The organism is Cellulomonas sp. P1_C4 (assembly GCF_056406355.1).
This window is the reverse complement of sequence record NZ_JBFUAI010000013.1, coordinates 1-17,398: the sequence shown is the minus strand read 5'-3', so window position 1 is coordinate 17,398 and position 17,398 is coordinate 1. Positions and strand designations below refer to the sequence as shown.

Sequence of the window (17,398 nt, the reverse complement as noted above, 5' to 3'; positions counted from 1 at the left end):
CGGACTGACTCGTCTATCGTCAGCCACCACTAACCGTTAGTCAATACTTGCGGAGCAGGTTTACGGGACCGCCCGGGTACGACGAAGGCCCGGACCGTCCGGTCCGGGCCTTCGTGGTGGCTGTCAGTCCAGGTAGTCGCGCAGGACCTGCGAGCGCGACGGGTGGCGCAGCTTCGACATGGTCTTCGACTCGATCTGGCGGATCCGCTCGCGCGTGACCCCGTAGACCTTGCCGATCTCGTCGAGGGTCTTGGGCTGCCCGTCCGTCAGGCCGAACCGCATCGACACCACGCCGGCCTCGCGCTCCGAGAGCGTGTCGAGCACCTGGTGCAGCTGCTCCTGCAGGAGCGTGAAGCTCACGGCGTCCGCGGGGACGACGGCCTCGGAGTCCTCGATGAGGTCTCCGAACTCGCTGTCGCCGTCCTCACCGAGCGGCGTGTGCAGCGAGATGGGCTCGCGACCGTACTTCTGGACCTCGACGACCTTCTCGGGGGTCATGTCGAGCTCCTTGGCGAGCTCCTCGGGCGTAGGCTCGCGGCCCAGGTCCTGGAGCATCTGCCGCTGGACGCGGGCGAGCTTGTTGATGACCTCGACCATGTGCACCGGGATGCGGATGGTGCGGGCCTGGTCGGCCATGGCGCGCGTGATGGCCTGACGGATCCACCACGTCGCGTACGTCGAGAACTTGTAGCCCTTGGTGTAGTCGAACTTCTCGACGGCGCGGATCAGACCGAGGTTGCCCTCCTGGATCAGGTCCAGGAACAGCATGCCGCGGCCCGTGTAGCGCTTGGCCAGGGAGACGACGAGGCGCAGGTTGGCCTCGAGCAGGTGGTTCTTGGCCCGACGGCCGTCGTTCGCGATCCACTCGAGCTCGCGCTTGATCTTGGGCTCCATCGTGATGCCCGCGTTCAACCGCTCCTCGGCGAACAGGCCGGCCTCGATCCGCTTGGCGAGGTCCACCTCCTGCTCGGCGTTCAGCAGCGCGACCTTGCCGATCTGCTTGAGGTAGTCCTTGACGGGGTCCGCGGTGGCGCCGGCCGTGACGACCTGCTGGGCGGGAGCGTCGTCGTCGTCCGCGTCGGAGTAGACGAAGCCGCTGTCCTCGGACTCCTCCTCCTTGGCCGCCGGCTTCTTCTCGTCGCCGTCCTCGGAGTCGTCGTCATCGGCGTCCGCTGCGGTGTCCTCGACGACCTCGACGGCCTCGACGACGACCTCCTCGATCGCCTCGATGTCGATCTCCTCGCCCTCGACGACCTCGTCCTCGACGGGCTCGGCGCCGGCGACCTTGGCCTCCGGCTTCTTGGCGGCGGCCGTCTTCGCGGCGGCCGTCTTCGCCGCGGCGGGCTTGGCGGCGGCGGCCGTCTTGGGTGCGGTCGTCTTGGCGGCGCGCGAGGTGGTGGTCTTCGCGGGTGCCTCGTCGGTGCTCGCGACGGTCTTGGCCGACGAGCGGGTGACGGCGGCGGCGACGGCACGAGCGGGCGCGGCGGGGGCTGCCGGCTCACGCACGCCGATGCCGGCGGTCGCGAGCCCACGGACCACGGCGCGCAGACGCTTGGCGTCCTGCACGTCTGCCTGCTCGCACGCGGTGCGCAGCTCCTCGGCGCCCACGGTGCCGTGGGTGCGCCCACGCAGGACGAGGTCCTGGAGTGCAGGGTGCTCGAACTCACGCGGAAGAGCGGGATGCGGGGTCTGGGACGACACGAACGACCTTTCGGCAGCGCGACACCCGGAACGGGGCCGGGAGGTAGATAGACATTGTAACGACCCCGCGGACCGCTCGGCGCGATCATGGGCACGACGACAGGCCCGTCAGGGACGGCTCTCAGGGGGTCTTCGTGCTCAACGAACGGGAACCACCAGAGATTCCCGCGCACTCGAACGGCCGCGCGGCACGACCGCAGCGACCGTCAGGCAGACGTGATGGGGGCCGTCAGCCGGGACCGGGCTTGACCGTGAGCACCGGGCACGGGGCGTCGAAGAGCACGCGCTGCGCGTTGGCGCCGAGGATCAACTTGCCCACCGGGCTCCGCCGGCGCAGGCCCAGGACGACCAGCTGCGCGCCGACCTCCTCCGCCGTCGCGATGAGGTCGTCCGCGACGTCTCCACCGCTCAGGAGCCGGACCTCGTGGTCCACCCCCGCCGACGCGAGGTTCGCACGCACCCGGTCGAGCTCCTCCTCTACCGCACGTCGCTGCTCGTCCGGCTCGTCAGGTCGCGCGCTCACGACGACCACCACCCGGACGTCACGCTGCCGTGCCTCCTGGACCGCCGCCTCGAGGGCCGCCCGACCTTCCGGAGTGGCCAGATAGCCGACCACGATGCCCATCGGTCCTCCCCTCGTCCCGCGGCAACACCGCCGTGACCGTGACGCTACCGGAGGGCGGGGGCCGCGACGAGCGCACCGGCGAGGATCTCGTCGCAGGTCAGTCGACGTGGCGGACCCAACCGGGCGGGATCGCGGCCCGCAGCGCGTCGTCGAGCAGCCCGGCCAGGCGGTACTCGGGCTCGGCGTCGAGCGATCCGTCGACCAGCAGGCGAGCACGCGCGCCGTCGCCGCGCCACCACGCGAGCAGCGCCAGCAGGGTCAGCGCCGGCGCCTGGCCTCCGGTGCGCCCGCGAGCGACCACCGCCTCGAGGACCGCCTCGTGGAGGGCGGTGGCTCGCTCCGGGGGAACCACGCCGCGGCGCGGGTCGATGATCAGGGACATGGCGCCACCGAGCGCGGCATCGAGCTCGGTCGACGGACCCTGCTCCCGGACGCACCGCTCGGCAAGGTCCCCCGTCCCGGGGACGAGGGTCACCAGGACGCCGTCGCGCACCCGGGTGTCCGCGAGACCAGCCTCCAGGCGACCCCACGGGGCGCCACCCGATCCGGGCCCGTCAGCCGACACGAGGGCCACGGCAGACCGCCAGGCGACGAGCGACTCCTGCCGCCAGTGCGTCACCTCGTCCGGCCCGGCGACGAGCGCGTCCGCCCAGCGACGCTCCCAGCGGCGGCGCACCCGGGCGACCGAGCGGCGAACCTCCCCGTGCACGGGACGGATCCGGGCGATGTCCTCCCTGGAGTCGGCGACCACCGAGCCCGCGAGCACGAGCGTGGCCCCGACCTGCGTCCCGTCGAGGTCACGCAGGGGCCGTCCACCCGGCGGGCAGCAGTCGTCCGTGCAGTCGAGGGCGAGATAGCCCTCCGGTGTCACGACCCAGACGAGGACCTCGCCGAACGCCGCCGCGGCGGCCTCGCGGAAGTGGCGGACGGCGCGCTGGGCCGGTCCGTCCTCGCCGCGCGGGTCGCGGTCGGTGTACAGCACGACGATGACGTGCCGCGCGGCGTCCCGGTCGAGGAGGGAGACGAGCCCGCGAGCCAGCGTCGGACCGTCGGTGCCGTCCGCGAGGTGGGGCAGGTCGACCCGGACGACCAGCCCCACCGCGCCCCGTGGTGGTCGAAGGCTCACCGCGACGGCGCTGTCCCGAGGCCGGAACCCGAGCCGGTGCGGCACGAGCGCGAGGATCTCCTGAGGTTCGCTCACCCGGAGCGTCGTGGTCTGCATGGCGTCAGCCCACCCGACCGCGGTGCGGCCCGGGACGCGCACCGTCGGTTCTGTGCACCGGACGGCCCGTCGCGGGGCATGTGGGCGGCTCGAGGCGCCGCGCCCGACGGCTACCCTGACCCGATGCCTCGCCCAGCGCCCCTCCGCGCGCGCGCCCGATCCGGCCTCGCCGCCGTCCTCGTCGTGCTCGCGGTCGGTGCGTCGGCCGCGGCGTGCACGACCAGCGGGCCGGGCCGGGAGACGCCCTCGGGCAGCGCAGCCGCCCTCGCCACCCCCGCCCCGACGCCGACCGAGACGCTGCTGCCCGAGGACGACAGCACGCTCTCGGCCGTCGGCGAGCTGGCCCCCGGCTTCCCCGCCGCGCTGGTCCCCGTGCCCGACGGCGCGGTCGTGCTCGTGTCCTCGGCCGAACCGGTCGAGGGCACGGACCTCACGGAGATCAGCCTCAACCTGCGGACGGGGCAGGACGCCGCCGGCCTGCTCGCGGCCGTCCGGGCGCCGCTGGTCGCCGCCGGGTTCACCGAGGGCACGCCGCCCGCACCGGAGCCCGGCCTCGCCGCGCAGTCGACCTTCTCGCGCGGCGACGGCTCGGAGCTGCTCGTCGTCGGCATCCTCGACCGGGACGACGAGCGCACCATGACGCTCGGTGGGCGGGTGCGAGCAGCGGCGCCGTAGGCTGCCCGCGTGAGCGCCGCGACCCCCACCCTCGTCGACGTCGAGGGCGTCCGACCCCGCATCGACGCGCTGCTGACCAGGCACGTCGCCCAGCTGCGCACCGTGCTCGCCGCGGCGAGCGACGACGCGGACGTCCTCGCCGACGCCGTGGCGCAGATCCTCACGGGCGGCAAGCGCCTGCGCGCGGCCTTCTGCTACTGGTCGTGGCGGGCACACGGCGGCGTGCCGGGGACGCCGGAGGCCGAGGCCGTGCTGCGTGTCGGGGCGGCGCTGGAGCTCTTCCAGGCCGCGGCGCTGTTCCACGACGACGTGATGGACGACTCCGACACGCGGCGCGGATTTCCCGCTGCGCACCGTGCGTTCGCCGGCCTGCACACCCGCCACGGGCTGACCGGGGACGCCGACCGGTTCGGCATGTCCGCCGCCATCCTGCTCGGCGACCTCACGCTCATCGCCAGCGAGCAGGAGTTCGCGGGCGCCCTCGCGCTGCAGCCGCTCGCGCGCGCCGAGCGCGCTCGCGTGGTGTTCGACCTCATGCGGACCGAGGTCACCGTGGGCCAGTACCTCGACGTGCTGGCCCAGGCCCTGCCGTGGGGCGACGACCCGGAGCGTGACGAGACGCGCGCGCGCGAGGTCATCCGCGCCAAGGCCGCGCGCTACAGCGTCGAGCACCCGATCGTCCTCGGCGCGGCGCTGGCCGACGCGGGCGAGGCCGAGCTCGAGGCCTGCCGGTCGCTCGGCCTTCCGCTGGGCGAGGCGTTCCAGCTGCGCGACGACCTGCTCGGGGTGTTTGGTGACCCGGCGACCACGGGCAAGCCGGCCGGGGACGACCTGCGCGAGGGGAAGCGGACCGTGCTCACCGCGCGGGCGGTCGCGGGGGCCCGGGCGCGCTCCGACGACACCACCGTCAAGCTGCTGCGCGACCGGCTCGGCGACCGCTCGCTCACGGAGTCCGACGTCGCCGTCCTCGCCGACGCGATCCGAGACACGGGCGCGCCCGACGAGGTCGAGGCGCTCATCGACGACCTCGCCGGCCGCGCGTTCGCGCTCATGGACGACGCGCCGTGGCCCGAACCGGCGCGGGCGCAGCTGATCGGTCTGGCGCACGCCGCGGTCGACCGCCACGCCTGAGCCAGCGGACGCGTCGACCGTCTCTCAGAGCTCGGCGGCGGCCAGTCGGCGGATCTCGGTCTTGCGGCCGGCGCGCAGGGCGTCGATCGGTGTCCCGGGCAGGGACTCGTCCGGGGTGAAGAGCCACTCGATGGCGGCCTCGTCGGAGAACCCGGCGTCCGACAGCACCGTCAGCGTGCCCTGCAGGGACGCGAGGACGGTCCACGGCTGGTCGGCGACGGGATGGGTCGGCTGAGCAGGGTTGGCCAGGTGGCCCGGCACCAGGAACGCCTCCGGGATCGAGAACACGCGCGGGTCGCCCCGACGGGTGCCGACGAGCCGACGCTCCTGCACGATCCGGCGGACCTTCGACGTGTCGAGGCCCAGTCGTTCGGCGACATCAGGGACCGTGAGCCACTCATCGACGAGTCGGTCGAGGGCATCTGAGGAATCGTTCACCCGACAAGAGTACGCAATCGGGAATTACACCGGCGCAATTCCCCCGCACGCTTTCCACACCAGAGGTATTCGGATACGTTCGCATTCTGTCACACCAGTCACACAGGCCCCATCCGTTCACTTTCGCACCATGAGGTCACCATGCCGCAGCACGCCACCGCCCGCACCGACGGGCTGCGCCGCGTCGCCACCGGGACCGGCGCGACCCTGGCGCTCGCCGCCGTCGCCGTGACCACGAGCGGGGGTGCCGCGCACGCCGACGACAGCTACACCGTCCGTTCCGGCGACACGGTCAGCCACATCGCCCTCCGGAGCGGGACCACCGTCGCCGCGATCACGCGCGCCAACGCCCTGGGCAACGCCGCGCGCATCCGGATCGGCCAGGTGCTCACCATCCCTTCGGCGTCGTCCGCGGCACCGGCCGCGCCCGCTCCCGCGGCGGCTCCCGCGGCGGGCTCGTACACCGTCGTGTCGGGCGACACCGTCGGCCGCATCGCCGCGAGGCTCGGCACGTCCGTGCCGGCGATCGTCGCCGCCAACGGTCTCGACTCGCGCGCCCTGATCCGCATCGGCCAGACCCTGACGATCCCCGGGGGCTCGGCACCGGCCGCCGCACCGGCACCCGCCGCGGCCGCGGCGGCACCCGCGCAGTCCACCAGCTCGATCGCCTACACGGTCCGCTCGGGCGACACCGTCATCGGGATCGCCGCCGCGAAGGGCACCACCGTCGCCGCGATCGTCGCCGCGAACGGTCTGGACTCCCGCGCAATGATCCGGATCGGTCAGACGCTCGCGATCCCGGTCCCCGTCGCCGCCCCCGCGGCCGTCGGCAACACGTTCGAGGGCCGCACGTACTCCGAGGCCGTGGTGGCCGCCGCCAACGCCAACCTGGCGACGCTGCGCGCCTCGGGCGTGCCGTCGAAGGCGACCATGCAGTCCAAGATCGCCGCGACGGCACGGGCGATGGGCGTCGACCCGGCGCTCGCGCAGGCGATCGCGTTCCAGGAGTCGGGTTTCAACCACGCCGTCGTCTCCCCCGCGAACGCCATCGGCACCATGCAGGTCATCCCGAGCTCGGGCTCGTGGGCCTCGGACCTCGTCGGGCGCCGGCTCAACCTGGTCGACCCCGACGACAACGTGACGGCGGGCGTCGCCATCCTGCGCGCGCTCGTGTCCAACGCCCCGGACCTGCCGACCGCGATCGCCGGCTACTACCAGGGCGCGACGTCGGTGCAGAGGAACGGCATGTTCGCGGACACCCGGCGATATGTCGCCAACGTCCAGACCCACATGACGCGCTTCCACTGAGGTCGCGCCTGCGGGACGCGCGGCGCCGCCGACCGTAGACTCCCTGGCGTGGGAGCCACCGTCACCGATCCGCTCGTCGGCCGCCTGGTCGACAGCCGGTACGAGGTCGTGTCCCGCATCGCCCGCGGTGGCATGGCGACCGTGTACCTGGCGGTCGACCGCCGCCTCGACCGGGACGTCGCGCTGAAGGTCATGCACGCCCACCTGGCGGAGGGCACGTCCGGCTCGGACTTCGTCGCCCGCTTCCGGCGCGAGGCCCGCACCGCAGCCCGGCTCACCCACCCCGGGCTCGTCGGCGTCTACGACCAGGGCGTCGACGGCGAGACCAGCTACCTGACGATGGAGTACATCGACGGGGCGAACCTGCGGCGGCACATCGGCGAGCGGGGCGCGCTGACCGTCGGAGAGGCGCTGCGGATCGGCGAGAGCGTGCTCGACGCGCTCGCCGCGGCCCACCGGGTCGGCCTGGTGCACCGGGACATCAAGCCCGAGAACGTCCTGCTGGCCACCGACGGCCGGGTCAAGCTGGCCGACTTCGGGCTGGCGCGCGCGGTCACGGAGGTCACCTCGACCACCACCGGCACCGTGCTCGGCACCGTCGCCTACCTCGCGCCCGAGCTCGTCGTGCGGGGCGTCAGCGACGCCCGCACGGACGTCTACGCGTGCGGCATCCTGCTCTTCGAGATGCTCACGGGCCGCCAGCCCTTCACCGGCGAGACCCCCATCCAGGTCGCGTTCCAGCACGTCAACAACGACGTCCCCGCGCCGTCGGAGCTCGCCGACTGGATCCCGATCGAGATCGACGACGCCGTGCGCGCGCTCGCGTCGCGCGACCCGGACGACCGCCCCGTCGACGCCGCCGCCGCGCTCGCCCTCCTGCGCCGCACGCGCGCCGCGCTGGACGAGGACACGCTCGCCCGTCACGCGGACGTCGCACCGTCCATCGTCCTGCCCGCGGCCACCGACCCGGCCGAGACGGACCTGGATGCCGAGCTGACCGAGTCGGTGGAGAACCTCGAGGCGGACGACCTCGCGGAACCGGCGACCGACCCTGACCAGGACGAGACCACGCTCCTCGAGACCGGCGACGCCCGCGGTTCCACCGTCGCACTGCCGATCGGCCTCGGTGTCAGCGCCGCGGAGCTGCGGGGTGGTCCACCGCAGGCTCCGCCGCGCCGTCACCGCGCGCGCTGGATCATCCTGCTCGCGCTGCTCGCCGCACTGATCGGCGGCGCCGCGTGGTGGTACCTCCAGATGGGCCCGGGCGCCTTCACGACCGTCCCGACGATCATCGGTCAGGACGAGGCGCACGCGACGGAGCTCCTTGACAAGGCGGGCCTCGGCGCGTCACCGGTCTCCGAGTTCGACGGCACCGCACCGATCGGCGAGGTGTTCAAGGCCGACCCTGGTCAGGGCGACCGCATCCGCAAGGACGGCACGGTCACGTTCACGATCTCCAAGGGCCCGGACTACGTCCAGGTCCCGGCCGGCGTGGTCGGCGAGATGCAGGCCGCGGCCGAGGCCACCCTGACGGCTGCCGACCTCGAGACGGACTACACCGACCCGGCCTTCAGCGACAGCGTCGAGAACGGCAAGGTCATCAGCGCGACCCTCCCGGACGGCTCCCCCGCCGAGCCCGGCGCGCAGACCTTGCGCCACGCCGTCATCAAGCTCACGATCTCCAGCGGTCGGGCTCCCGTGACGATCACGTCCGTCGTCGGCGCGACCCTCGAGGACGCGACAGCGCAGCTCGCGCCGGACGCCCTCACGCTCGAGCCCACGGAGGCGTTCAACGACACCGTGGCCAAGGGCCTGATCATCGTCCAGGACCCCGCTGCCAACGCCGAGGGGCACCGCGGTGACGTCATCAAGGTCGTCGTCAGCAAGGGCCCCGAGCTGGTCACCGTGCCCGACGTCGTGGGCAAGAACGGCGCCGGCGCGAAGGAGGCGATCGAGGGCGCGGGGCTGATCTACAAGGCGCAGAAGTACCTGGGCGGCATCCTCGACCGGGTCCGCTTCCAGGACACCGCGGCGGGTTCGCAGGCCCCGAAGGGCTCCACGGTCGTCGTCACCATCTGGTGATGACGACGCCCCGGACCGCACGGGGCGGGCCGGGGCGTGGTCGGCGACGTCAGGACGCGCGGAGCAGCTCCACCACCTGGAACGCCATCTCCAGCGACTGCTGGTGGTTCAGCCGCGGGTCCACGAGCGTCTCGTAGCGCCGCGCCAAGCCTTCGTCGTCGATCTCCTCGGTGCCGCCGAGCACCTCGGTGACGTCGTCGCCGGTGAGCTCGATGTGCAGGCCACCGGGGACGGTGCCCAGCCCACGGTGCACCTCGAAGAAGCCGGCCACCTCGTCCATGACGTCGGAGAACCGTCGCGTCTTGTAACCGGACGCCGACGTGATCCCGTTGCCGTGCATGGGGTCGCAGACCCAGGTCACGGGACGCCCGTCGGCGGTCACCTTCTCGACGAGCGCGGGCAGGAGGTCGCGGACCTTGCCCGCGCCCATGCGCGTGATGAAGGTGATGCGCCCCGCCTCGCCCTGCGGGTTCAGCTTGTCGATGAGCGCGAGCGCGTCGTCGCCCGTCGTCGTCGGCCCGAGCTTGATGCCGAGCGGGTTCTGCACACGCGAGAAGTAGTCCACGTGCGCGCCGTCGAGCTGCCGGGTGCGCTCCCCGATCCAGACGAAGTGCCCGGAACAGTCGTACGGCAGGCCGGTCCGCGAGTCGATGCGGGTCAGCGGCCGCTCGTAGTCGAGCAGCAGGCCCTCGTGGCTGGCGAAGAAGTCGACCGACCGCAGCGCGTCGAAGTCCGCCCCACAGGCCGCCATGAAGCGGATGGCGCGGTCGATCTCGGCCGCGATCTCCTCGTAGCGCGAGTACGCGGGGTTCGCCATGAAGCCGCGGTTCCACTCGTGCACGCGCAGCAGCGAGGCGAAGCCGCCGGTGGTGAACGCGCGGATGAGGTTCAGCGTCGACGCGGACGTGTGGTACGCCTCGAGCAGGCGCTGCGGGTCCGGCGTGCGGGCCTCGGGCGTGAACTCGTAGCCGTTGATGATGTCCCCGCGGAACGCCGGCAGGGTGACCCCGTCGCGCGTCTCGCTGTCGGACGACCGCGGCTTGGCGTACTGCCCGGCCATCCGGCCCATCTTGATGACGGGCAGGCTGGCGCCGTAGGTCAGCACGACCGCCATCTGCAGGATCGTCTTGATCTTGTTGCGGATGTTGTCGGCCGTCGCCTCGCCGAAGGTCTCGGCGCAGTCGCCGCCCTGGAGCAGGAACGCCTCGCCCCGGCCGGCAGCCGCGAGCTGGGCGCGCAGGTGGTCCGCCTCGCCGGCGAACACCAACGGCGGCAGCGTTGACAGGCGCGTCGTGACGGCCTCGAGAGCGGTCGCGTCGGGCCAGCGCGGCTGCTGCACCGCCGACATCGAGCGCCAGGCGTCCAGCCCCGCGACGACCTGCGGGTCCGGCTCGACGCTCATGAGTGGCTCGCCGGGACGAGGGGCTGGCCGATGTCCTCGAGAAGCGCACCGAACCACGGCTGCGAGACGTCGAACGCCTTGCCGCCCGCGATGCGCGGGAACTCGATGGCGCGCAGCACGTCGTCCTGCTCCTCGTCGTGCCCGATGACGCCGGACTCGCCGCGCAGCGCGCACTCGACGGCCAGGTCGGTCATCGACTTGATGAGCCGCAGGTCCTCGGCGTTCGCGGCCGCGGCGCGCGAGTAGTAGCCGGACTTCTGCACCATGACCTTCTCGGCACCCAGCTTCTCGGCGAACTGCTTGGCGAACCACTGGCCCGGGTTGATCGTGTCGAGCCGCACGTGGCCGAACGCGTCGCGCAGCACCTCGGTGCCGGACGACTCGAGCTGCTCGACGATCTCGTGCATGCCGGCGCCCTCGGACAGGAAGATGTTGACGTTGCCCTGCGCGTCCATGACCTGCTTCAGGCGCGCGGCCTCGGCGTCGATGTCCAGCGCGAGCTCGGGCAGGAACACGGCGTGGATGTCCCAGCGCTCGCGCGTGAGGCCGATGCCGGGCACCCACTCCTGCGTGTCCAGCCACGTGCGGTAGTCCGCCGCGGCGGCGGCGGTGAGCCACCCGCAGTGCCGGCCCATGACCTCGTGCACGATGAGCATGCGGGGGCCCGAGCGATGCTCGCCGATGATGTTCGCGGCGAAGCCGGCGGCCTCCTCGGCGGCGGTCCAGGCGCCCAGCGACTGCTTGATGGGCACCACGTCGTTGTCGATGGTCTTGGGCAGCCCGACGACCGTCAGCTCGTAGCCGTTCTCGTGCAGGTAGGCCGCGAGGTCGGCCGCCGTGGTGTTCGTGTCGTCGCCACCGATGGTGTGCAGCACGTCCACGCCGTCCGCCTTGAGCCGCTCGGCCGCGACCTGCAGCGGGTCCTCGCCCTCCTTCACCAGGCCGCGCTTCACGCAGTCGGCCGCGTTGGTGAGCTTGACGCGCGAGTTGCCGATGGGCGAGCCGCCGAACTTGTGCAGGAGGCYGGCCTTCGCGCGCGTCTCGTCGTCGATGACGATCTTGTCGCCGCGGAGCAGCCCGTAGTAGCCGTGCTCGTACGCGATGATCTCGATGTCGGGAGCGATCTCCGTGTACCGCTCGATGAGCCCGCCGACGGCGGACGACAGGCACGGGGCGAAGCCACCTGCGGTCAGGAGGGCGACGCGACGAACCGACATGAGAAACACCTCTCGTTGACACCCTCGGCACGCACGTTGCGACGGCGCGCCCCCAAGTCGGCGCTCAGGCCGACCGCGTCATCCTACTGACGTCTCGGACTCGCCCTCGGGCGGGACCGGAACCTGGACGTCCGGCACGGGACGCCCGCCCGGGGCCGCGGGCAGGTGGTCGACCGCGTCGCCGGCGACGGCCGGGTGGCCGGTGGCGATGCGCGCCTTCTGGGTCGCCGCGTAGACGTCGACGTACTCCTGCCCGGACAGGCTCATCACCGCGTACATGATCTCGTCGGTGACGGACCGCAAGATGAACCGGTCGTTCTCCATGCCCTGGTACCGGCTGAAATCCAGCGGCTCGCCGATGAGGACGCCGATGCGCATGACCTTCGGGATCCGCCGGCCGGGGGGCTGCGCCTCGTCGGTGCCCACCATCGCGACCGGGATCACGGGGGCGCCGGACTCGAGCGCGAGGCGCGCGATCCCCGTCTTGCCGCGGTAGAGGCGACCGTCGGGGCTGCGGGTGCCCTCGGGATAGATGCCGAACAGGTCGCCGTCCGCCAACCGGCGCAGGCCGGTGCGCAGCGCCGCCTCGCTCGCCTTGCCGCCGCCACGGTCCACGGGGATGGTCCCGACGCCGCGCATGAAGCCCGCGGTGAGCCGTCCCTTGACGCCCGAGCCCGTGAAGTACTCCTGCTTGCCGATGAACACGAGCTCACGGTCGAGGACCAGGGGCAGGAAGAACGAGTCGATCACGGCGAGGTGGTTGCTCGCCAAGATCGCCGCACCCTCCTCGGGCACGTTCTCCGCGCCGCGCACCCACGGCCGGTAGACCAGGTGCAGCAGCGGACCGACGAAGATCCGCTTCATCAACCAGTAGAACAACGGTTCACCTCTCGACCCGACACACGGACTGTCCGTCCACCCGAGCCCCTGTGCTCGTACCCGACGACCCCCTGCGGCAGGCGGGGCCGAGCACGTGCCACCCCGACTGCTCGGTCCGACTCTAGAGTGCTCTTATGGCACCTCGCCCCGACGACCCCGACGACGGCGTCCCGCCGGCGGGCGCGGACGTCCCGCCGCCGACGCCCGACGAGGTGCCCGATCACGCGGCGCCCACGGACGACGAGGCCTGGGCGGCGATCGTCGCCCAGCTCAGCGAGCTCGACGGGTACGACGGGACGGACGACCCGCCGGCGCCCACGGAGCCGGAACCGACGGCTCCGAGCAGCGGGCTGACGTTCCCCGTCGCCCCGTGGGTGGCGGAGCGTCGGGTCGTGCGCCCGGCCCAGGAACCCACGCCCCCGGCGCCGGAGCCCAGCGGCCGAGACTGGGACGGCACGTCGCAGTACGACGACGCCGAGGCCGCGGTCGACGCCGAGGCGCACTTCGTGCCACCCGATCCCGGACCTGTCCTCGGCGGTGACCCGCTGCTGACCATGGCGTGGTTCGCCGCGGCGGGCATGCCGATCTTCCTGCTCGTGGTGCTCGTCGCCTGGCGGGACGCCCCGGCCGCGCTCGTGCAGGCCGCGGCCGTGGTGTTCGTCATCGGGATCGCGGTGCTCGTGTGGCGGATGCCGCATCGTCGGGACCCCGACGACCACGACACCGGCGCCGTCGTCTGACCGACCCGGTCGGACGTGACCGGCACGCGGTCAGAGACGCGCGAGGTCGGCCGCACCGACCATGCCCGCGTCGTTGCCCATCGACGCGACGACGATCGTCGCCTCGGGTCGGTGCCCGCGACCGGAGAGCTGCTCCGCGAAGCCGTTTCGCGCCGGTGCGAGCAGGAGGTCGCCGGCGTCCGCGACGCCGCCGCCGATGACGATGAGCGCCGGGTCCAGCAGGGCGGTCGCCGACGCGGCGCCCTCCCCCAGCCAACGGCCCAGCTCGGTGAGGAGCTCGACGGCGAGCGGGTCGCCCTCCTGGGCGGCCTGGGTGACCTGCGGGCCCGTGAGCTTGTCGACGTCGCCGCCCGCGAGCTGGAGCAGGCGGGCCGCGCGCTCGGGCTGGATGATCACCGTCGCCTGGGCGTCGCGCACCAGCGCGCTGCCCGAGGCGTACTGCTCCCAGCAGCCCTCGTGGCCGCAGCCGCAGTAGTGGCCGCCGGGGACCACGCGCATGTGCCCGACCTCGGCCGCGACGCCCCAGGCGCCGCGCACGAGCTCGCCGTTGGAGACGATCGCGCCGCCGAGACCCGTGCCGACGGTGAGCATGAGCATGTCGTCGACGTCGCGCGCCGCACCGAACCGGAACTCGGCCCAGCCGGCCGCGTTGGCGTCGTTCTCCACGACGATCTTCACGTCGTCCTCGCCGAGGATCGCCTGGACCTTCTGGCGCAGCGGGTAGTCGCGCCACGCGATGTTGGGCGCGAAGAGCACGGAGGAGCGGTCGGCGGAGACGAACCCGGCCGCGGCGACGCCCATGGCGCCGACCTCGTAGGAGCCGCTCAGCTCCTGGTAGACCTCGGCGATGGCCTTGTCGATGCCGGCGACGTCGTCGGGAGCTGTGTCACGACGCGTCTTCGCGAGGATCGTGCCGTCCTCGTCGACGACACCTGCCGCGATCTTCGTCCCGCCGATGTCCACACCGATGGCGTGCATGTTCGTGTGTGCTCCTACGCGCTCGTACCGTGCTCGCTACCGTCCGGTGCGGGCTCCCACGCTATCCGGCTGCGCGTGCCCGTGACGTCACGTGCCGACGTCGCCGCACCCGGTCCGCCGCAGAGCGTACCCATTCGGGTGCTGCCTGCGCGGCACCTCGCGTCCCGTATCCTCGGGGCACACTTCGCCCCTCTGTCACTGGAGCCAGCATGGACGAGTTCCATACGCCGTTGCGTCTCGAGGTCGACCCCTCGAACAACCTCAACGACCTGCTCGCCGAGCGTGTCACGGGGACCCCCGACCGCGTGGTCGTCGAGCACAAGACCCAGCAGGACGGCCCCTGGATCCCGCTGACCGCGCGCGAGTTCGACGCCGAGATCGTCGCCGTCGCCAAGGGCCTGGTCGCCCGCGGCATCCAGCCGGGCGATCGCGTCGGCATCATGTCCCGCACCCGCTACGAGTGGTCGCTGCTGGACTGGGCGGTCTGGGCCGCCGGCGCGGTGCCGGTCCCGCTGTACGAGACGTCCTCGGCCGAGCAGGTCCTGTGGATCCTCACCGACGCCGACGTCTCGGTGCTCGTGGTCGAGACGGCCACGCACGCGGCGGTCGTCGACGAGGTGCGTGCGGACGCACCGCACCTGCGCGAGGTCCTGATCCTGGACGACGGGGCCGTCGACGCGATCGTGGCCGGCGGGTCCGCGACGCCCGACGCCGAGATCACGCGGCGCCGCGGGCTCGCGGTGCTCTCGGACGTCGCCACCATCATCTACACGTCGGGGACCACCGGCCGGCCGAAGGGCGTCGAGCTCACGCACGGCAACTTCTACGAGCTCACCGTGAACGCGGTCGCCGACCTCAACGAGGTGGTCAGCGAGCCCGGCGCGCGGACGCTCCTGTTCATGCCGCTCGCGCACGTGTTCGCCCGGTTCATCGAGGTGCTCTGCGTCCCGGCCGGCGCCGTGCTGGGCCACAGCCCCAGCACCGCCACCCTGCTCGAGGACCTCGCGTCGTTCCGCCCGACGTTCATCCTCGCCGTCCCCCGCGTCTTCGAGAAGGTCTACAACTCGGCCGAGCAGAAGGCCGCGGCGTCGGGCAAGGGATCGATCTTCCAGCGGGCCGCCAAGACGTCGATCGTCTACTCGCGGGCGCTGGACAACCCGCGCGGCCCCAGCCCGTGGCTGCGCCTGCAGCACAAGGTGGCGGACGTCCTCGTGCTGCACCGCCTGCGCAACGCGCTCGGCGGCCAGGCGCGCTGGGCCATCTCGGGCGGTGCGCCCCTCGGTGAGCGCCTGGGTCACTTCTACCGCGGCCTGGGCCTCAACGTGCTGGAGGGCTACGGCCTGACCGAGACGACGGCGCCGGCCACGGTCAACCGCCCGGGTCGCGGCACCAAGATCGGCAGCGTCGGGCTCCCCCTGCCCGGCAGCGCGGTCCGTATCGCCGAGGACGGCGAGGTCGAGGTCAAGGGCATCCAGGTGTTCCGCGGCTACCACAACAACGACACCGCCACGGCGGAGTCGATGCACGACGGCTGGTTCCGCACCGGCGACCTCGGCTCGCTCGACGACGAGGGCTACCTGCGGATCACCGGGCGCAAGAAGGAGATCATCGTCACCGCCGGCGGCAAGAACGTCGCGCCCGCCGTGCTGGAAGACCGTCTCCGTGCGCACCCGCTGATCAGCCAGGTGGTCGTGGTCGGCGACCAGCGCCCGTTCATCGGCGCGCTCGTGACGCTCGACCCTGAGGGCGTTCCGGGGTGGCTGGCGGCGCATGGCAAGCCCGAGATGACCCTCGCCGAGGCTGCCAAGGACGCGGACGTCCTCGCGTCGCTGGACAAGGCGGTCGAGAAAGCCAACAAGGCGGTGTCGCGGGCCGAGTCCATCCGCAAGTACCGGATCCTCGACACCGACCTGACGATCGCCAACGGCTACCTCACGCCGAAGCTCAGCATCCGCCGCAACGAGGTGCTCAAGGCGTTCGCGGGCGAGGTCGACGCCCTCTACGACGGCCCGGCGCGCGACTGACGGCTCACACCGCGCGCACCAGGCGCAGGGGCGGGACGAGACCCGACGCCGCGAGCACGCCGATGGCGTGCTGCTCCGCGGCGTCGAGCTCGACCGCCCCTGCCGTCGTCTCCCCCGTCGTCACGGCGACCGGGGCCGGGGAGCGCACGGGGATGGTCAGGAACGTCACGACGCAGTCCGCGCACGCGGTCGCACGCTGGATGCAGGTGTCGCAGTCGATGATCATGTCGCGGACGCTAGCGGGGCCCACTGACAGGGCGGCCTGACGGCCTCAGAGGTGCTGCAGCCGCGCGACGAGCGTGCTCGACGGCACCACCCAGGCGCCGTCGGCCTCGACGTCGCGCACGACCTCCTGGTCGCTGGTCACCACGACCACCACGCGGCCGGGTGGCTCGGCGTGCACGAGCCGCCGGATCAGGTCGTCGGCGATCTCCCCCACCGCGAACAGCACCCGCACCCCGCGCGCGTACCCACCGGGAGGACCCTGCTGGCCCTCCTTGCCGTCGAAGCAGCACGTGATCTCGGCGCCCGTGCGGGCGGCGACGCCGGCCAGGCCGTCGACCAGCCGCCGTCGCTGCTCGGCCAGCGAGAGCTCGCCGAAGCCGGTCTTGGAGACGTTGTAGCCGTCGACGAGGAGGTGCGCCCACGGCTGGCGGAGCAGCTCGTCCAGCAGGGCCGGGTCGTCGACCGACCGCCCGCGCGAGCCGCGCCGGACCGCGTCCGGGGTCGCCGTCGGCCCCACCAGGTCCGCGGGCAGGTCCGCTACCGGGGGCAGGGCGAGCTCCGACCGCAGCCCGCTCGCGGCGTCGACGATCGTGTCCAACAGCAGCCGGACGCGCACGTCGGCCAGCTTGCGGGCGGCGCGGAGCTCGGCGCGTGCCGCCGTGCGCTCGGCCTGGGACGCGCGCCGCTCCTCGAGCGCCCGCCGCAGGTCGTCGTCGGCCCGGGCCCGCGCCAGCTCGGCCGCGTCGTGCAC

General features: G+C 72.7%; 16 protein-coding genes. 6 read left to right on the top strand and 10 right to left on the bottom strand.

Going from position 1 to position 17,398, the window contains the following annotated elements:
• Positions 1-123: 123 nt before the first annotated feature.
• The 3 genes from AC1DYZ_RS11605 to AC1DYZ_RS11595 all read right to left on the bottom strand — a co-directional run bounded on the left by AC1DYZ_RS11605 (position 124) and on the right by AC1DYZ_RS11595 (position 3,548).
• The gene (locus AC1DYZ_RS11605; RefSeq protein WP_477065347.1) at positions 124-1,701 is read right to left on the bottom strand and encodes an RNA polymerase sigma factor; all 1,578 of its coding nucleotides are present in this window, start codon (positions 1,699-1,701) and stop codon (positions 124-126) included.
• Positions 1,702-1,930: 229 nt separating this feature from the next.
• On the bottom strand, positions 1,931-2,326 hold the full coding sequence (locus AC1DYZ_RS11600; RefSeq protein ID WP_477065346.1) for a universal stress protein: 396 nt from the start codon (positions 2,324-2,326) through the stop codon (positions 1,931-1,933).
• Positions 2,327-2,423: 97 nt separating this feature from the next.
• On the bottom strand, positions 2,424-3,548 hold the full coding sequence (locus AC1DYZ_RS11595; RefSeq protein ID WP_477065345.1) for a DUF4192 domain-containing protein: 1,125 nt from the start codon (positions 3,546-3,548) through the stop codon (positions 2,424-2,426).
• A 123-nt stretch (positions 3,549-3,671) separates the two neighbouring features.
• Between AC1DYZ_RS11595 and AC1DYZ_RS11590 the strand changes: the two genes are divergently transcribed.
• A complete protein-coding gene (locus AC1DYZ_RS11590) occupies positions 3,672-4,223 on the top strand; it encodes a hypothetical protein (RefSeq protein ID WP_477065344.1) in 552 nt (183 codons plus the stop codon).
• A 9-nt stretch (positions 4,224-4,232) separates the two neighbouring features.
• Positions 4,233-5,354 carry a polyprenyl synthetase family protein gene (locus tag AC1DYZ_RS11585; RefSeq protein WP_477065343.1) on the top strand — a complete coding sequence of 374 codons (1,122 nt, stop codon included), beginning with the start codon at positions 4,233-4,235 and terminating at the stop codon, positions 5,352-5,354.
• A gap of 24 nt (positions 5,355-5,378) precedes the next feature.
• On the opposite strand, the gene AC1DYZ_RS11580 is transcribed toward AC1DYZ_RS11585, so the two are convergent.
• Positions 5,379-5,792, bottom strand: coding sequence for an Rv2175c family DNA-binding protein (locus AC1DYZ_RS11580; protein WP_477065342.1), 414 nt, complete (start codon positions 5,790-5,792; stop codon positions 5,379-5,381).
• 141 nt (positions 5,793-5,933) lie between these two features.
• Between AC1DYZ_RS11580 and AC1DYZ_RS11575 the strand changes: the two genes are divergently transcribed.
• Positions 5,934-7,100, top strand: a complete 1,167-nt coding sequence (locus tag AC1DYZ_RS11575; protein WP_477065341.1) for a lytic transglycosylase — start codon at positions 5,934-5,936, stop codon at positions 7,098-7,100.
• Between the two features lie 48 nt (positions 7,101-7,148).
• Complete coding sequence (gene pknB / locus AC1DYZ_RS11570) at positions 7,149-9,182, top strand: Stk1 family PASTA domain-containing Ser/Thr kinase (protein ID WP_477065340.1); 2,034 nt, start codon at positions 7,149-7,151, stop codon at positions 9,180-9,182.
• Positions 9,183-9,231: 49 nt separating this feature from the next.
• Here the strand turns inward: pknB and AC1DYZ_RS11565 are convergent, their stop codons facing one another.
• From AC1DYZ_RS11565 to AC1DYZ_RS11555, 3 genes are all read right to left on the bottom strand, one after another.
• On the bottom strand, positions 9,232-10,584 hold the full coding sequence (locus tag AC1DYZ_RS11565; RefSeq protein WP_456824250.1) for a class II 3-deoxy-7-phosphoheptulonate synthase: 1,353 nt from the start codon (positions 10,582-10,584) through the stop codon (positions 9,232-9,234).
• Positions 10,581-11,801 (bottom strand): pyrophosphate--fructose-6-phosphate 1-phosphotransferase, encoded by a 1,221-nt coding sequence (locus tag AC1DYZ_RS11560; protein WP_477065339.1) that lies wholly within the window; start codon positions 11,799-11,801, stop codon positions 10,581-10,583. The genes AC1DYZ_RS11565 and AC1DYZ_RS11560 overlap by 4 nt, the downstream gene beginning before the upstream one ends.
• Before the next feature lie 78 nt (positions 11,802-11,879).
• Entirely contained in the window at positions 11,880-12,665 is a 786-nt protein-coding gene (locus AC1DYZ_RS11555) for a lysophospholipid acyltransferase family protein (RefSeq protein WP_477065500.1), read from the bottom strand.
• Between the two features lie 149 nt (positions 12,666-12,814).
• On the opposite strand from AC1DYZ_RS11555, the gene AC1DYZ_RS11550 reads away from it, so the two are divergent.
• Entirely contained in the window at positions 12,815-13,420 is a 606-nt protein-coding gene (locus tag AC1DYZ_RS11550) for a hypothetical protein (RefSeq protein WP_477065338.1), read from the top strand.
• A 30-nt stretch (positions 13,421-13,450) separates the two neighbouring features.
• Here AC1DYZ_RS11550 and AC1DYZ_RS11545 read toward each other — a convergent pair whose 3' ends face one another.
• Positions 13,451-14,398: an ROK family glucokinase gene (locus tag AC1DYZ_RS11545; RefSeq protein ID WP_477065337.1), complete on the bottom strand. Its 948-nt coding sequence runs from the start codon at positions 14,396-14,398 to the stop codon at positions 13,451-13,453.
• A 209-nt stretch (positions 14,399-14,607) separates the two neighbouring features.
• Between AC1DYZ_RS11545 and AC1DYZ_RS11540 the strand changes: the two genes are divergently transcribed.
• Entirely contained in the window at positions 14,608-16,422 is a 1,815-nt protein-coding gene (locus AC1DYZ_RS11540; protein ID WP_477065336.1) for an AMP-dependent synthetase/ligase, read from the top strand.
• A 4-nt stretch (positions 16,423-16,426) separates the two neighbouring features.
• On the opposite strand, the gene AC1DYZ_RS11535 is transcribed toward AC1DYZ_RS11540, so the two are convergent.
• Both AC1DYZ_RS11535 and AC1DYZ_RS11530 read right to left on the bottom strand, forming a co-directional pair.
• Entirely contained in the window at positions 16,427-16,648 is a 222-nt protein-coding gene (locus tag AC1DYZ_RS11535) for a hypothetical protein (protein WP_477065335.1), read from the bottom strand.
• 45 nt (positions 16,649-16,693) lie between these two features.
• Positions 16,694-17,398, bottom strand: a 705-nt coding sequence (locus AC1DYZ_RS11530; RefSeq protein ID WP_477065334.1) for an NYN domain-containing protein, incomplete at its 5' end; no start/stop codon positions are given.

Excerpts from the sequence above, each read along its gene's own strand:
- AC1DYZ_RS11590 (WP_477065344.1), top strand. The coding sequence starts at position 3,672 with ATGCCTCGCCCAGCGCCCCTCCGCGCGCGCGCCCGATCCGGCCTCGCC.
- AC1DYZ_RS11545 (WP_477065337.1), bottom strand. The coding sequence starts at position 14,398 with ATGCACGCCATCGGTGTGGACATCGGCGGGACGAAGATCGCGGCAGGT.
- AC1DYZ_RS11565 (WP_456824250.1), bottom strand. The coding sequence starts at position 10,584 with ATGAGCGTCGAGCCGGACCCGCAGGTCGTCGCGGGGCTGGACGCCTGG.
- AC1DYZ_RS11550 (WP_477065338.1), top strand. The coding sequence starts at position 12,815 with ATGGCACCTCGCCCCGACGACCCCGACGACGGCGTCCCGCCGGCGGGC.
- AC1DYZ_RS11600 (WP_477065346.1), bottom strand. The coding sequence starts at position 2,326 with ATGGGCATCGTGGTCGGCTATCTGGCCACTCCGGAAGGTCGGGCGGCC.
- AC1DYZ_RS11575 (WP_477065341.1), top strand. The coding sequence starts at position 5,934 with ATGCCGCAGCACGCCACCGCCCGCACCGACGGGCTGCGCCGCGTCGCC.
- AC1DYZ_RS11595 (WP_477065345.1), bottom strand. The coding sequence starts at position 3,548 with ATGCAGACCACGACGCTCCGGGTGAGCGAACCTCAGGAGATCCTCGCG.
- AC1DYZ_RS11555 (WP_477065500.1), bottom strand. The coding sequence starts at position 12,665 with ATGAAGCGGATCTTCGTCGGTCCGCTGCTGCACCTGGTCTACCGGCCG.
- AC1DYZ_RS11540 (WP_477065336.1), top strand. The coding sequence starts at position 14,608 with ATGGACGAGTTCCATACGCCGTTGCGTCTCGAGGTCGACCCCTCGAAC.
- AC1DYZ_RS11535 (WP_477065335.1), bottom strand. The coding sequence starts at position 16,648 with ATGATCATCGACTGCGACACCTGCATCCAGCGTGCGACCGCGTGCGCG.